10 protein-coding genes, 1 pseudogene and 1 other annotated feature are annotated in these 15,544 nt (G+C 42.8%); of the genes and pseudogenes, 5 read left to right on the top strand and 6 right to left on the bottom strand.

Features of this window, described 5'->3' with window-relative positions; all coding sequences use genetic code 11:
• Nucleotides 1-191: 191 nt before the first annotated feature.
• Both sltY and trpR read left to right on the top strand, forming a co-directional pair.
• Nucleotides 192-2,141: a murein transglycosylase gene (sltY, locus tag QUF19_RS02735; protein ID WP_286295612.1), complete on the top strand. Its 1,950-nt coding sequence runs from the start codon at nt 192-194 to the stop codon at nt 2,139-2,141.
• A gap of 173 nt (nt 2,142-2,314) precedes the next feature.
• Complete coding sequence (gene trpR, locus QUF19_RS02740) at nt 2,315-2,608, top strand: trp operon repressor (protein WP_017110512.1); 294 nt, start codon at nt 2,315-2,317, stop codon at nt 2,606-2,608.
• A gap of 162 nt (nt 2,609-2,770) precedes the next feature.
• Here trpR and yjjX read toward each other — a convergent pair whose 3' ends face one another.
• The 6 genes and pseudogenes from yjjX to QUF19_RS02770 form a co-directional block, all read right to left on the bottom strand.
• A complete protein-coding gene (yjjX, locus tag QUF19_RS02745; RefSeq protein WP_286295615.1) occupies nt 2,771-3,292 on the bottom strand; it encodes an inosine/xanthosine triphosphatase in 522 nt (173 codons plus the stop codon).
• Nucleotides 3,240-5,633 (bottom strand): annotated as a pseudogene (locus QUF19_RS02750) (putative bifunctional diguanylate cyclase/phosphodiesterase). The gene yjjX and the pseudogene QUF19_RS02750 overlap by 53 nt, the downstream one beginning before the upstream one ends.
• Before the next feature lie 318 nt (nt 5,634-5,951).
• A complete protein-coding gene (gene pheA / locus QUF19_RS02755) occupies nt 5,952-7,127 on the bottom strand; it encodes a prephenate dehydratase (RefSeq protein ID WP_017106762.1) in 1,176 nt (391 codons plus the stop codon).
• A 12-nt stretch (nt 7,128-7,139) separates the two neighbouring features.
• Nucleotides 7,140-7,261 (bottom strand) — a sequence feature (Phe leader region).
• Between the two features lie 110 nt (nt 7,262-7,371).
• On the bottom strand, nt 7,372-7,707 hold the full coding sequence (gene hpf / locus QUF19_RS02760) for a ribosome hibernation-promoting factor, HPF/YfiA family (RefSeq protein ID WP_004735034.1): 336 nt from the start codon (nt 7,705-7,707) through the stop codon (nt 7,372-7,374).
• A gap of 409 nt (nt 7,708-8,116) precedes the next feature.
• Nucleotides 8,117-9,541, bottom strand: coding sequence for an MltF family protein (locus QUF19_RS02765; RefSeq protein WP_339375377.1), 1,425 nt, complete (start codon nt 9,539-9,541; stop codon nt 8,117-8,119).
• 157 nt (nt 9,542-9,698) lie between these two features.
• Nucleotides 9,699-10,427 carry an outer membrane protein assembly factor BamD gene (locus QUF19_RS02770; protein ID WP_102434718.1) on the bottom strand — a complete coding sequence of 243 codons (729 nt, stop codon included), beginning with the start codon at nt 10,425-10,427 and terminating at the stop codon, nt 9,699-9,701.
• A 137-nt stretch (nt 10,428-10,564) separates the two neighbouring features.
• On the opposite strand from QUF19_RS02770, the gene rluD reads away from it, so the two are divergent.
• The 3 genes from rluD to clpB all read left to right on the top strand — a co-directional run bounded on the left by rluD (nt 10,565) and on the right by clpB (nt 14,998).
• A complete protein-coding gene (gene rluD, locus QUF19_RS02775; protein ID WP_009848467.1) occupies nt 10,565-11,539 on the top strand; it encodes a 23S rRNA pseudouridine(1911/1915/1917) synthase RluD in 975 nt (324 codons plus the stop codon).
• Between the two features lie 2 nt (nt 11,540-11,541).
• Complete coding sequence (gene pgeF, locus QUF19_RS02780; protein ID WP_286295627.1) at nt 11,542-12,282, top strand: peptidoglycan editing factor PgeF; 741 nt, start codon at nt 11,542-11,544, stop codon at nt 12,280-12,282.
• A gap of 142 nt (nt 12,283-12,424) precedes the next feature.
• Nucleotides 12,425-14,998 carry an ATP-dependent chaperone ClpB gene (clpB, locus tag QUF19_RS02785; RefSeq protein WP_102434720.1) on the top strand — a complete coding sequence of 858 codons (2,574 nt, stop codon included), beginning with the start codon at nt 12,425-12,427 and terminating at the stop codon, nt 14,996-14,998.
• Nucleotides 14,999-15,544 lie beyond the last annotated feature (546 nt).

Genomic DNA, 15,544 nt, shown 5'->3' on the forward strand with positions numbered 1-15,544 from the left:
AGGACAGAAAAGCCATTCTTGAACTAATCCTTACCTATTATTGTCACATTAGTCATTAAAACTATATTTAATGAGCTTCTGAGGCGAAGTGTTAAATATTAATAATATTTACACTCAAACTCTTTACATTTGATGTAATGTCGGGCGTAAATAGACTTCACGTATTCATACACGCACTAAGGAAAGAGCGAATGTTTTTCCGCATTGGTAATACGAAAATTGCTGTCGCTGCATCGGCAATTTTGTCTTCATTTTCACTGGCTCCGATGGCTTTGGCGAGCAATGCATCTGAGCTTGAAATGCAGCGTGATGTTTATGACAGAGCGCAAGAGGTTTTAGACAACCGAGATCTAAAAGCCTACTCCGCGCTGCGCAACAAAATTCAAACATACCCTCTCACGCCTTACACGGATTATCGTGCCTTTCTCATAGACCTAGGTGATCGCACACCTGCTGAAGTGGATGCTTTTATTGAAGAGAATAAAGCCCTGCCATTTTCGAATCGTATGCGTGCGCCTTACTTAGATTCATTAGCCTCTCAAAAGCAATGGCAAACGATCCTTGAATTTCAAACCCAAGAGCCTGTTGGTGAAAAATACCAATGTATCTATTACCGAGCGCATTATGAGCAAGGTAATCAAGAGATCGCCTTCAAAGGGGCGAAACAGCTTTGGTTAAGTGGCAGTGGAGTTGATGACGCCTGTGACCCACTTTTTGAAGGATGGGATAAAGCCGGTTTAAGAACGGATGATCTGATACTCGAAAGGATGCTATTAGCGTTTGAAGGCCGTAACGGTAAGCTGATGACCTATCTGATTAAGCAATTAGATCATGATGAGTCAATTGCTCAAGCTAAGCAGATGAAGGCGTTGTACAACAAGCCTGAAAATGTGCTCGCGTTTGCTAAGAAGCACCCTGCGAATGAATTCTATCAAGCTCAAACCGAGTTTGGTTTTGAGAAACTGGCAAGGAAGTCAGCAAGCAGCGCTCAAGAGATTTTTGATGATGTTGTGAAAGCTCAAAAGTTATCTAAAGAAAAATCTCAAGAGTTAGCAGATTACCTCACGTTTCGTTTGATCAATACCGATTCTGAAGAGTTGATGGCGTGGCGAGACAAAATGCTCGCGAGCTCATCAAAGCAAGTGCTGCTTGAGCGACGTGCTCGTTTAGCGATTCAACATGCCGATTGGACTGGCTTGAAAGAGTGGATTGCGCGCTTAGATGATAAACATCAAGCTTCGCTTCGCTGGCAATATTGGCAAGGTAGAGCTGAGATAGCACTAGGCGATACTGCAGAAGGTAACAAGCGACTATCAGATATTTTGGGTCAGCGAAATTTCTACAGTGTGGCGGCGGCTAAGCAATTAGGTAAGCCGGTTAGCTATCCCACGTCGACACTTAAATACAATGCCGAAATGGTGAAGCCGTTCGACACCTCTTTGGTTCGTATTGGCGAGCTGATTGACCGAGATAAAATAGCGGCAGCGAAAAGTGAATGGCGTTGGTTACTAACCAATGCTGATAAAGATCAGAAATCAATGCTTGCCGCTCATGCTGCGACACAGCGTTGGAATCACTTTACGGTAACGGCGAGTATCTCAGCGAAGATGTGGGACAACATCGCGTTACGTTTCCCTGTCGCCCACAAGTGGTGGTTTAACTTCTATGCTGAAAAGCACGATATCGACCCGATCACCTTGATGTCTTTAGCGAGACAAGAGAGTGCAATGGATTCAGAGGCTCGTTCTCCTGTTGGGGCTCGCGGTATCATGCAAATCATGCCGAAGACGGCTCAATATACGGCGAAGAAGCATCAGATTAAGTATCAAGGTAGCGATGATCTTTACGATGTGAGCAAGAACATTGAGATTGGCAGTCATTACCTTGATGGATTGCTGTCTCAATATGATAACAACCGTATTTTTGCTTTCGCTGCATACAACGCAGGTCCGAGCCGAGTGAAACAATGGCGTTCACGCAGTGATGAAAAGTTAGATGCGTACGCCTTTATCGAAATGATCCCATTCAAGGAGACTCGTGGCTATGTTCAGAACATCTTGATGTTTGAGACTTACTATCGAGATATCTTGGGTGAGAAGGGAACGTTTTTAGCGCCGCATGAGGCAAAAACGAAATACTAAGGTCTCGGCGCTTTGTCCGAAACTGAGTAAATATTAAAGGCAGTGAGTGCGAACCATTTCCACTTACTGCCTTTTTACATTGGATCACAGCGAGTGTTTCGGTATAAAGTGTTGAACGCTTTCAATCGTTAAGCGACTCTTTCAAGTCAGAATTTAAAAGTAAGTGTAGAAATATGGCATCACAACCTGAATATGATAATTGGCAACAACTAATGGATTTGGTAAAAACAGCCGCTGAAAAAGATCAGCATGAGCTGTTGTTGACCATGATGATGACATCTGATGAACGCGATGCTTTGGTTGCTCGAGTTAATATTCTTTGTGAATTGATGAAAGGCGAGATGTCTCAGCGACAAGTGAGTCAAATGCTGGGAGTAGGTGTTGCGACGATCACCAGAGGCTCTAATGAGCTCAAGGCTAAATCTGAACAAGAGAAAGCGGCCATCGCCGAGTTACTGCTTAAGTAGACCCACTTATTAAGCACTGAAGTTTGATAGAAACGCTAACAATCCGTTAGCGTTTTTTGTTTCTGCTGTACTGGTTAGGCTTTCAACGAGATAACTTAAACTAAACCTATGAAAAAACATGTCTTTGAAAAACCGTGTCTTTGAAAAACTGTGTCTTTAAAGCTAAGCGGGGAAGTGCTCAGGATTAACGAAAGGGATAAGCGCTAAGATCAAAGCTTGATCATATACCGAACTGCGCGAGAGTTGGTTGTGTGTCAGTAGGCCAATCGCCCCACCTTTTTGCTTGATGTTGTCCGTTCCGAAGACTTCATCCATCACATCCCCTAACTCATTCGCATACTGGAGCTTATCAAGCACAACGGGTGGCAGCATCAGGCTTGCCGAACGAGATTCCCCACGTTGACCATTTGCTTCAATTATCATCCAAGCAAAGGTTACGTTACCTTCAATTCCAGATTCTAATCCAACATGAAAGTCTGCATTTGGCAGCTCTTGAATCGCATTGCTTACACGGTTCACTGCACCTTGATAGGTTTCATCATTGCTCATGGGTTGATCGGCAACCCCGCTGGGTACGCTAACCCCGATGAATTCGAATTCAGTATTAGGGAAAGCTGACAAGAACGCACTTTTAACGGCGTTGATTTTTGCTGGGTTGAGCGATGCAATGACTACGGATTTCATGAATGAGTTCTTATTGTTGTTGGTTAAATTGCAATTGATGTTCTCTGTACCAATCACTTAGGTCTTCAAGTGGCATCGGTTTGCCAAAATAGTAGCCTTGCAGCATATCGCACTGCGCCTCTTGTAACCATTGATGCATGCGTTTGGTTTCGATGCCCTCAGCGGTGACCTTTTTTCCTTGTGCATGGCACAAACTTATCACTGGTTTTACTATGTTCTGATTGTCTGTTTCGATCAAGGTTTCTAAAAAGCCCTTATCCAATTTGATTTTTTGAGTCGGATATTGAACCAACTGGGTTATCGATGTGTAACCAGAGCCAAAGTCATCAATCGCTAAGCGGTAGCCCATCCGAGAGAGCTCGTTCAATAATGGAAACCCTTGTGAGTTTGAGTAGAAGGTCTCGGTGATTTCAAAATCAATTAAGCTCGGCGGAATACCATTGATCTTGGCGTGTTCACCAATGAAAACAGCAAGGTGAGTCGTTTCTATTCCTGCAGAAGATAGATTGATAGAGAGCTGAATTGAATGATCAAACTGAGCTTGAAGCTTATGGAACGAAGCAAAAGCATGTTGGATTACCCAGCGATCGACCAGTTCGAATAACCCGGTTTGTTCGGCAATCGGAATAAACTCATCCGGCGGTACTGAACCTAGTTGTTGCGAGTCCCAACGTAACAGCACCTCAACACCAATGACCTGACTTCCTGTTGAATCCATGTATGGCATATAAACGAGTTTGAATTCCTCATCAAAGTTCTTATGTCTCAGAGCCTGTTCAATGCTTGCCTGTCGCTGAATGGTTTTGTCTAAGTCTGAAGAGTAATCAGCGTACTGGTTCTTACCAGCTCGTTTGGCTTGGTACATAGCCGTGTCTGCATTTGAAAGCAGTTTTTCTATTGAGTGACCGTCATTAGGATAGGTTGCAATGCCGATACTGACCGTAATCGGATAGTTGCCAGATTCAGTGATAAACCCTTTTTGCAGAGGTGCCAATAATGTATCTGAAAACTTATGTGCGATATTCCCATGGCGAGCCGGTGCATTGATGTAAACAACGAACTCGTCACCAGAGAGTCGAGCGGGCATGCAATGGGCGTCGTAATCCGTTTGGTATAGGGCACCGATCTCGGAAATACGTTGAGCGAAAGAGACTAAGATCGAGTCGCCAATTTGATGACCATATTTATCGTTCACAAACTTAAAATTATCTAAATCTAGATAGAGTACCCACGTGTATGTTTTCGAGTTTGTTTTCGGGAGTGATTGCTCAATAAAGGTTTGGAATTGACGTCGATTGGCGATCTTAGTCAGTTGGTCATTTTCAGCTAAAACTTTGGTCTGTTGATAGGTGTTATCCAACTCTTGGTACATGTCATAAAAGCGATGCGATAAGCGGCCCAATTCGTCATTCGTTTTTAAGCGCTCAATGTTCTTTCTTTGTTTTTTCTCTACTTGCTGTAATTGTCGGTCTAGCCTAGAAATTGGGCTAATGACACAGCGAGAGAGCAGCATAAGCAGTAAGGCAACCGTTACTAAGGCTGATAGTGCAAACGACAGGCTCAGTTTATTCCAGATAGAGTCGAGCTTATTGTTTAAAAGAAACTGAGCAGGATCGACCGTCGCGTAAAGCTCAGGTGCCAACTTCACTGACTGTGTTAAATCATTTTCCAAAGAGATGGCGGTTGGCGTGAAAAACAAACTGGTCTGATAGTCGAACTCGATCTGCTTTCGCAATGTATTAAATTTGTCGAGAGAAACAGAAACCACCACAAAAAAAACATCACTAGGTTGATAGCTTACAGGGGGCGAAACCGTTTTTTTATCGAGTACTTCGTAGTGAACTAACATCCCTTCGCCTTGAGAGTTTTGGACGTAATTGGTGCTCGACTCTTCTAAAGTCTTTTGATACTGACGATCAATAAACTCAAGAATTTTAGGGTCCATTTTCGCGAGTGAGTCACTAGTATTGTCTGCGTAATAACTGAGTTTTCGTTCACCATCAAGCAGTGCTAGCCCTGTAAAACTCTCATCCCCATCTTGTAAGAAATGTATGGTTTCTCGAAGGTTATTGATCAGTTCAAGTTCACGATAAGGATTGTCATCAACTAAAAAATAACGTCGCACCAAGTCACTTTTAGTAAGAGTGTAAGAATAACTATTTAGAAAGGAGCGGGATTGGCGAAAATACCCAGCCAACTTTTCCATATTCAGTTGCAGTACGTTGTCTTCGCGTTTGATGAAGCTGCTTTTTTGCGTTGAGTAAATGATATAGCTAGAAGCTGCGGTACTAATCAGTATAACAGGGGCTATTAGAAGTAATATTTTAGTACTGAGCTTCATTGTTACATACAACACTATTTATAATTTTGTGCGTAAGTTTATGTTACTTACTGATAGCTCGCTATCAATTACACGTTGTTAGATGATTTCCTGTGAAGGCAATAAGGTTTTGTCTTTATTGATAAAAATATGATTAGTGGGGTTTTATTATGTTGATAATGATTTTAGGAGAGGGGTGTGAAGAGATAGCAAACGGAATAACAATTTAGTAGCCAGCAGTACTTATTTTTGCGTATTACTGAGTTCGATTGTTATTCCGTTTGCGTTAATTTTTACTGTTTGGCCTATGATAGGCGCATTGCTTTTGGCAACCCAAACTTACGACAACTTAACTTGAGTCGCTTTAATATTCTCACTTGGGTAGCAACCTAGAACTTTTAAGTGACGAGTAATGGCCGTCAGTTCCGTGATCGCTTGTTGCATGTTATCCGCATTCAAGTGTGCTTCTAAATCAACATAGAACATCTCTTCCCATGGGTTACCCATAATTGGACGAGATTCCAGTTTCGTCATATTGATGCCCAAGCGTTGCAGAATCAGTAGGGTTTCAACCAAAGAGCCCGCTTCTTGAGAGGTCGACATGATGAGTGTCGTTTTCGCTGGGATCTGAGTCGAGACTTCAACCGGTTTACGCGCCACAACGATGAAGCGAGTGTGGTTCTCGGTTTGATTAGCAATGTTGCCTTGAATTGCTTGAAGTCCATACAGTTTGCCACTTGAAGCGTTACCAATGGCCGCTACATCATCACTATCCAGCTCTTTCACTTTCTTCATTGCGTCAGCGGTGCTTGCACAAGACTCAAGGCTGACACCTTTAAGACGGCTCAAGAACTCACTGCATTGCTGATGAGGTTGTGGGTGCGAATAAAGCGTCTTAATGTTTTCTAATCGAATGTCACTTTTAGCAACTAAGCAGTGTTCAATAGGCTGAGACAGCTCACCCACGATGTAGAGCGTTGTGTGTTGCAGGAGATCGTAAACTTCGTTGATTGAACCTGAACTGGTGTTCTCAATCGGCAGCACACCATAATCGGCATGACCAGATTCCACTGTCGATGCGACTTCTTTGAAGTGATTGCAGTTAAGCTCTATCAATTCCATATTCTTGCGACTGAAATATTCACGGCTAGCAAGATGAGAATATGAACCTTTAGAACCTAAGAACGCAACGCGAGCCAGTGGCTTACGGCTTTGTGGGTTCGCAAGGTTTTGCAGGTATGACTGTTGCAGCAGAACCGAATCTTCAATGATGGTATGAAACAACTTAGTAATGTACTGCGCATCAAGCTCGTATTTATCTTTACCGTTGTTAATCAGCTTAACCAGAAGCTGCTGCTCACGAACGGCATCGCGTACAGGCTTTGATGTCTCTACTTTACTTTTCGCAACTTCGATACTGAGTTTGCGGCGTTCTGAAAGTAAACTCAGCAGTTCGTCATCTAAATCATTGAGACGAAGGCGGATATCATCCAGTGAAATTGAGCGGTCAGTCATAAATGTGTCCTTATAAAAAAGCCTCCCTAGTGTGGGAGGCTTCTTGTTCGTTTTTGACTTGTTTTTCTAAAACGACTCAGCCTCCGATTTACGGAAGAAAAAAGAAGTCAAAAATAAACAAAGATTGAGTGTGCATAAAAAGTGATTGTTTTATGAATGTTTAAACACAATAAGCAAGCGAGCAACGAGCGTCAAGAAAAAAAATAGCGCCCTGAGGCGCTATTTTTTAATCTGTTCTTTTTCCTTATTCTACTTCAGCTTCTAGCTCTTCGATTTCAGGCTTTTCAGCGCGGCGCGCTTCAGGTTTATGGCGTAGCTTGTTGAGTTGACGCTCTAGTTTTTGTTCTACTTCGTTGATAGCTACGTAGAGGTCGTCATGGATTGATGAAGCAACAAGTTGTCCTTTTGGCACCGTTAGAACGGCTTCGAATTTTTTCTTCTTGTTTGGTTCTTCGCTAAAGCTCGCTTGGCAGCCAATGATGTCTACTTGCCATTTATCCAGCTTTTTAAATTTGCTTTCTATGTGATCACGGATTGCAGAGGTAATGTCGATATTTTTACCAGTGATGTTCATTTTCATAGAAGTTTTCCTCTGTTGTATCCCTCATGGGTTAACTTCAGATTACGACTTTTAGGAATAAAGAATGTGATCTGGATCTTGTTTTGGTTGGGTGGGATAAGCATTAAAATCAAATGTGATCTCACGCAAGTCTTGGTATCTTTTTGTCGAAAAATGCTTGTTATCCCTATGAAAAACGATAAGTTGGAGGCAAGGCTTCGCTAAAAATTAAACCAGTTTTTAGGGGCGTTCTACAGCTTTTTGAAAGTGTCTGATGAAAATTTACGCAATATACTTTCGTGATTTAAGTCACACCAAAGAACGATCCGAATTTGATAAGCAAAAGCCGCATAAGTTTCCTTATGCGGCTTTTGTGTTTTTAGTCCAGCCTTAGGCGTTCACTGCTTAAGCTCATAATGATAAACAGCAGCTAATCGTTGGTTTGCAGTAGCCTTGCTGTTCCGTTCTCTCGAGTGGCATTAATCGCCGCCAATTGTTTATAAATAACAAAGTAGCGATTGATGTTGGCGACATACGTGACGGGTTCTTTGCTGACATATTTTCGCGTAACGATTTCGACGTTTTTAAACCAGATGTTAGGGTTGTAGCCTTTCTTCTTCGCGAGGGATCTCATTTTTCTTATTTTAGCTGGGCCTGCGTTATAAGACGCCAACGTAAAATAGATCTGGTTGTCAGCCGTTATGGCAGGGTCATTAAAATATCGGTCTTTGATAAAACGCATATATTTCACACCGGCATGGATGTTGTTATCCACTTTGTGAATATTTTTGATATTAACGTTTTTGTCTTTGGCCGTACTTGGTAAAACCTGCATGACGCCAATCGCCCCACGATGAGAGACTTGACTCTGATCGAGCCCTGACTCTTGGAACCCTTGAGCAGACATCATCAAAGGATCAAATTCGTACTTGCTGGAGTATTTCTCAAATACGTCAGCGAGCTTGGCAACCCTGTCGACTTTGTTTGGATTGAGAGCTCGACCTAACCAACGTGTATTATCGATATATTTTTGGTAGATCACGTTGCCCAGTAAAGTACCTGATCGGGCTTTCTTGACGTACTTGTTGATTTCTTTCTTGAGAAGAGGGCTATCCTTTCTCAGTGCCCAAGCTATTTGACTGTTTTCACGCAGCGGCAACTCAGTATGCACCTGTATATTTTCCATCACATCAGTCCATAACTTCGCTTTGTGGCTATCTAGAATCGTTCCTTGGATATAACCTTGGTTAACGAGCTCTATCAGCTCATAGTCTTGCAGCGACTCTTCGATAAAATGAACATGCAGTGGTGGCAGGCCCATTTTATTGAGCTCTTTATTCACTTTTTGCACACTCTCGAAGTAACTAGAACTCGCACGGATCCACACTTCTTTGCCGCTCAATTGCTTGATTTCGGTAATAGGGTCTGAGTTTTTTCCGGTAATAATGAGTTCTTGTCCGTCTTTGATCATTGGATCTGAAAAGTCGATCACGCTTAATCGCTTATCGGTAATCGTGAGATTTGCTACCGCGACATCACCGTATCCAGATTCTAGTGAAGGAAGGAGATCATCTCGCTGAACCGGAATGATTTGCACATTAAGATAGGGGTGTTTCTTGCGAAGGCTTTTCTCAAAGTGATAGAGCATTTCTGCCACAATACCTTTTGGCTTGCCATCTTCTATGTAGTAAAAACCGAGATCAGCCGATACCAATACTCTCACTGTTCCTTTTGTTTTGAGTACGTCTAAGTCGCCCATGTAAGGCTGATTGCTCAATGGGGATAGTTCTAACGCGTTGGAAAGTGGGCTAAATAACCCGATCCAGATAAATAATAACATCCTGCTCACATCCACACTCCATGTTGATGTTTTGTTAAAAGTTATCTATTGAAGATACTGCTTATGCTGCCATTCATCAAGTTTACCAGACGAAGTTCAAAAAAAATCGCGCTAACAAATTAGCGCGATTTTGAAGTGATTGTTTTAGTAAACAACGAGTGTGATTCGTTGGCTAAGGCAGTGGGTTAAGCTCAATCAAGGCTTCTGTTCTTTTCACTGCGTCTTCTAATCCAAGCTGCTCGTAGGCTTCTAACTGTATTTTCAGAGATTTACGCGCTGCAATCGTGTCAGGGTAAGTCTTTTGTAATTCCTGTGAACGATTCACAGCTGCAATCCACGCTTCACGGCGTAGGTAGAAATCAGCCGTTGCTAAGTCATACTCCGCTAGGCGGTTTTTCAGTGCGAACATGCGTTTTTGTGCATCTTCTGCGTATGGGCTTGCAGGGAAACGTTCTAACAGTCGTTTGAAATCAGCAAACGCTAGCTTCACTGGTTCTGGATCTCGGTCGCTACGGTCGATATTAAAAATATCGTGCATGAAGTTTCGATCTTGAGCCATGTGTGTCAGGCCACGCATGTAAAGAACCCAATCCTGTTTTTCATGAGTTGGGTTTAAGCGTAGGAATCGTGAAATGGTGGCAAGGCCTAACGCCAAGTCATCATTTTTGTAGTACGCGTAAATCAGATCCAGTTGTACTTGTTCAGAATAGGCGCCGAATGGGTAACGAGAGTCTAAGGCTTCTAGCTTTTCGATTGCCGAAAGCCAGCTACCACTCTGCAGTGATTCTTGGGCGTCAGAGTAAAGAACCGATGGCGGTACATCCGGTACTATTTCTTCACTACTTGAACAACCAACTAAGAGTGATACGGCTAATAGACCCGATAAAGTAAGGTGTTTCATGTCAGGCGTCGATTCCTTGAATTAAATATTTCGTAAGCTTCCGTTACTTTCTAACCAGTAACAGATACAATGATGCAATTATTCTATTTTATCCATACTAATGGGTATTAGTCTCACGGTTTTTAAAAAAGTTCGATATGGCTCAGCAGATAACATTAACAGACACAGTAAAAAGCAGCCAGTTAGGTCAACGTTTAGACCAAGCTGTCGCTGAACTATTTACCGATTTTTCTCGCTCTCGTATTAAAGAGTGGCTTCTTGACGGCAAAATCCAAGTGGATGGCGAAGTTATCACTAAACCGCGCACCATAGTTTTGGGCGGTGAAGCGATCATCTTACAAGCGGAGCTTGCGGATGAAGAGCGCTGGGAAGCACAAGATATTCCGTTAGACATTGTCTATGAAGATGATGATTTATTGGTTATCAATAAACCTCGCGATCTGGTTGTACACCCAGGCGCAGGTACGCCGGATGGAACCATACTAAACGCATTGCTTTTCCATTACCCTCAGATTGCTGAAGTACCTCGTGCGGGTATTGTGCACCGTCTTGATAAAGACACAACAGGTCTTATGGTTGTGGCTAAAACGGTTCCAGCTCAAACTCGTCTTGTGCGTGCTCTTGCTAAACGTCGTATTACTCGTGAATATGAAGCAATTGCAATTGGCAAAATGACTGCGGGTGGTGTTGTTGAGAAAGGCATTAGCCGTCATGCAACGAAGCGTACGTTAATGGACGTTAATGAATTGGGTAAGCCTGCGGTAACTCACTACCGTGTTGCGGAGCACTTCCGCGAACATACTCGTATTCGTCTGCGTCTAGAAACGGGTCGTACTCACCAAATCCGTGTTCACATGTCATACCTTCAGCACCCGCTGTTAGGTGATATTGCGTACGGTGGTCGTGCACGTATTCCTAAAGGTGCATCTGAAGAGCTGACGACAATGATTCGTTCTTTTGATCGTCAAGCGCTACACGCGGTTATGCTGAAATTTGTTCACCCGATTACTGGTGAAGAAGTTGAGTTCCACGCACCTGTGCCAAATGACATGGTTGTGATGGCTGAAGCGTTGCGTGTTGATGCTCGCGAAAACATTGAAGACGACATTTAATCATGTCAATGATCATCCCTGACTGGAATGCTCCTCAAAACGTGAAGGCATTTGCTTCGACTCGTTTTGATGGTTGTTCTACAGGTGCTTATCAAGGGTTAAACCTCGGTATGCACGTTGGGGATGATGCTTCGCTTGTTGAAAGCAATCGAGCGTGGCTAAAGCAACAATCTAAGATGCCTACTGCTCCGGTATGGCTAAATCAGACTCACTCAACGGATGTCGTTACGGTTTTAGAACCTGTGGCGAATGTGCTTGATGCGGATGGTGCATTTACCACTGCAACGGGTGTTGTTTGTTCTGCGATGACAGCCGATTGCTTACCGGTCATCCTTACCGATACCAAAGGTACTCAAGTTGCTGCAGTTCATGCGGGTTGGCGTGGTCTTGCTAGTGGTATTCTTGAAAATGCCGTCGCAAAGTTTTCAAACCTAGATTCAGATAACTCGATCATTGCGTGGCTTGGCCCTGCAATTGGTAAAGATGCATTTGAAGTTGGCGACGATGTATTGGACGCTTTTGTTCGTTTTGACCCTCAAGCGAAATTAGCATTTAAAGCCAAATCTGAACCGGGCAAGTGGTTAGCAAACATGTCTCAACTTGCGACTCAACGACTAATGAAAGTTGGCGTGACTTCGGTGACGGATTCGAATCTATGTACATACGCAGATTCAGATGCTTTCTATTCTTATCGTCGTGATGGTGTCACTGGGCGTCAGGCGACATTTATTTGGTTAGAGTAATCTCTGACTAGCACAACCACTCATCCAGCTCATTTATATTTTCATATAAGCTCTATTCTTCATTCTTATCCCTTGAAAATCCGCGTTACCGTATCCATCTTCTAATCATAAGATAAACATATCTAAGAGTAGGAAGGTTGGCATGCGTCTCGATCGATTCACTAGTAAATTCCAAATTGCGATATCTGATGCTCAGTCGCTCGCATTAGGTCGTGATCACCAATATATAGAACCTGTACACCTAATGGTGTCTTTGCTAAATCAAGATGGTAGTGCAATTCGCCCATTGCTCACCATGCTAAATATTGATGTTGTTCAATTGCGTTCTAAATTAAGCGAAATATTAGACCGAGTGCCAAAAGTAAGTGGTATCGGTGGTGATGTTCAGCTCTCTAACGCAATGGGAACGCTATTCAATCTATGTGACAAGGTCGCGCAAAAGCGTCAAGACAGTTACATATCTTCAGAAGTATTCCTACTCGCTGCAATTGAAGACAAAGGTCCTTTAGGAAACTTACTTAAAGAGCTAGGTCTTACTGAGCAAAAACTATCTCAAGCTATCGAGCAAGTGCGCGGTGGTCAAAAAGTTGATGACCCGAATGCAGAAGATAGACGCCAAGCATTAGAGAAGTTCACTATTGATCTGACTGAAAGAGCAGAGCAAGGCAAACTCGACCCTGTGATCGGTCGTGATGATGAAATTCGTCGCACGATTCAAGTCCTTCAACGTCGAACTAAGAACAACCCTGTCATTATCGGTCAACCCGGCGTGGGTAAAACCGCGATTGTTGAAGGTTTGGCTCAGCGTATTATCAATAATGAAGTTCCTGAAGGCTTAAGAGGTCGACGAGTGCTTTCATTAGATATGGGTTCATTGGTAGCGGGTGCTAAGTATCGTGGTGAATTCGAAGAGCGTCTAAAATCGGTGCTTAACGAATTATCGAAAGAAGAAGGCAATGTCATTCTCTTTATCGATGAAATTCATACGATGGTCGGTGCAGGCAAAGGCGAAGGCTCTATGGATGCGGGTAACATGCTGAAACCAGCATTAGCTCGTGGTGAACTGCATTGTGTCGGAGCAACAACGCTCGATGAATATCGCCAATATATAGAGAAAGACCCTGCGTTAGAACGTCGCTTCCAAAAAGTGATCGTGGATGAACCAACAGTAGAAGACACAGTCGCTATTCTTCGTGGTTTGAAAGAGCGTTATGAACTTCACCATCATGTAGAAATTACCGATCCCGCTATCGTAGCTGCAGCAACGTTATCTCACCGATATGTTTCAGATCGTCAGTTACCAGATAAGGCGATTGATCTCATTGATGAAGCGGCTTCGAGTATTCGAATGCAGATAGATTCAAAACCTGAGTCACTAGATAAGTTAGAGCGCAAAATCATTCAGTTGAAGATCGAGCAACAAGCCCTGACGAATGAAAATGATGAGGCCAGTGAAAAACGCCTGCGTACGCTACAAAGCGAACTTTCTGAGAAAGAGCGAGATTTTGCAGAGCTCGAAGAAGTTTGGAACGCTGAAAAAGCGGCTTTGTCTGGCACGCAACATATCAAGTCAGAGTTAGAACAAGCTCGGATGGATATGGATTTTGCACGACGTGCTGGTGACCTTAACCGTATGTCTGAATTGCAATATGGTCGAATCCCAGAGTTGGAGAAGCAGTTAGATCTCGCGACTCAAGCTGAAATGCAAGAAATGACCTTGTTACGTAATAAGGTGACTGACGCTGAGATTGCCGATGTCCTTTCAAAACAAACCGGCATCCCGGTTTCTAAAATGCTAGAAGCAGAGAAAGAGAAGCTTCTGAAAATGGAAGGTGTTCTGCATAAGCGGGTTATCGGTCAAGCGGAAGCGGTTGAAGTTGTGTCGAATGCAATTCGTCGTAGCCGTGCTGGTTTGTCTGATCCTAATAAGCCGATTGGTTCGTTCTTGTTCTTAGGGCCAACAGGTGTCGGTAAAACGGAACTGTGTAAAACATTGGCGAACTTTATGTTCGATAGTGAAGATGCCATGGTGCGTATCGATATGTCTGAGTTTATGGAGAAACACTCTGTTGCTCGTTTAGTTGGTGCTCCTCCGGGTTATGTGGGTTATGAAGAAGGTGGATATTTAACCGAAGCCGTTCGTCGAAAACCTTATTCTGTGATTCTACTTGATGAGGTAGAGAAAGCTCACCCAGATGTTTTCAATATTCTATTGCAGGTTTTAGATGATGGACGATTAACTGACGGACAAGGTCGCACGGTCGATTTTAGAAATACCGTGGTAATCATGACATCGAATCTAGGTTCAACCCGTATTCAAGAGAACTTCAATACATTGGATTACCAAGGGATTAAAAATGAGGTTATGGAAGTGGTGGGTAAACATTTCCGACCTGAGTTTTTGAACCGTGTTGATGAAAGTGTCGTGTTCCATCCATTAGGCCAAGAGCACATCGAATCAATTGCTGCTATTCAGCTTGAGCATTTGAAAAAGCGAATGGAAGACAATGGGTATGAACTCGAAGTTTCAGAAAAAGCGCTCAAGCTAATCTCTCAAGTTGGTTTTGACCCTGTATATGGTGCAAGGCCTCTTAAAAGAGCAATTCAACAAACTGTAGAAAACCCATTAGCGAAAGCGATACTGGCTGGAAAAATAAATCCAGATAAGAAAGTGCAGCTATTAGTGAATAACGACCGAATTATTGCTCACCAATAATCAAACTATGAATAATAAGTACGATTAGCCGAAATTAAGGCTTAATCGTACCTATTTTGAACGCTTTGTGTGAATAGTGTCCGAACGATCGCCTGCGGCGGTTTTTTTTCGTTTTTGGTCTTGTGCAAAGGGGGATTCTCTCTATAATGCGCCTCCGTTGCCAGGGATAACCAAGCGGTTTGAACTAAGTAACGAGACGACATTAAGCATTTAAGATGCTTTGAAAAATTAGCTGGAAAAAGTGTTTGACACTGGAACCCAATTCGCTAGAATGGCCGTCCACTTAGAGAGGCTCCTTACTAAAAGGAACGCTCAATAAGTAAAGCTCTTTAACAATTTAAACCTATCAATCTGTGTGGGCACTCGTTGATGAATATCAAAACGTTTTATCGTTAGATAAAACAGATTCTTCGGAATCAAAATTGATTTCAATGAACTGAGTGACCAATACGAAATTAAGTTTACTTAATTTTGGCACAGTCAATTCATTACCATTCTGTTGGAATGGTAATAGCTTTAAAATTACATGTTCATGTTTACATGAAT

This window comes from Vibrio sp. FE10 (genome assembly GCF_030297155.1).
Taxonomy (GTDB): Bacteria; Pseudomonadota; Gammaproteobacteria; order Enterobacterales; family Vibrionaceae; genus Vibrio; species Vibrio apostichopi.

Coding starts and splice junctions, on each gene's coding strand:
- sltY (WP_286295612.1), top strand. CDS start 192: ATGTTTTTCCGCATTGGTAATACGAAAATTGCTGTCGCTGCATCGGCA.
- trpR (WP_017110512.1), top strand. CDS start 2,315: ATGGCATCACAACCTGAATATGATAATTGGCAACAACTAATGGATTTG.
- yjjX (WP_286295615.1), bottom strand. CDS start 3,292: ATGAAATCCGTAGTCATTGCATCGCTCAACCCAGCAAAAATCAACGCC.
- pheA (WP_017106762.1), bottom strand. CDS start 7,127: ATGACTGACCGCTCAATTTCACTGGATGATATCCGCCTTCGTCTCAAT.
- hpf (WP_004735034.1), bottom strand. CDS start 7,707: ATGAAAATGAACATCACTGGTAAAAATATCGACATTACCTCTGCAATC.
- QUF19_RS02770 (WP_102434718.1), bottom strand. CDS start 10,427: ATGAAACACCTTACTTTATCGGGTCTATTAGCCGTATCACTCTTAGTT.
- rluD (WP_009848467.1), top strand. CDS start 10,565: ATGGCTCAGCAGATAACATTAACAGACACAGTAAAAAGCAGCCAGTTA.
- pgeF (WP_286295627.1), top strand. CDS start 11,542: ATGTCAATGATCATCCCTGACTGGAATGCTCCTCAAAACGTGAAGGCA.
- clpB (WP_102434720.1), top strand. CDS start 12,425: ATGCGTCTCGATCGATTCACTAGTAAATTCCAAATTGCGATATCTGAT.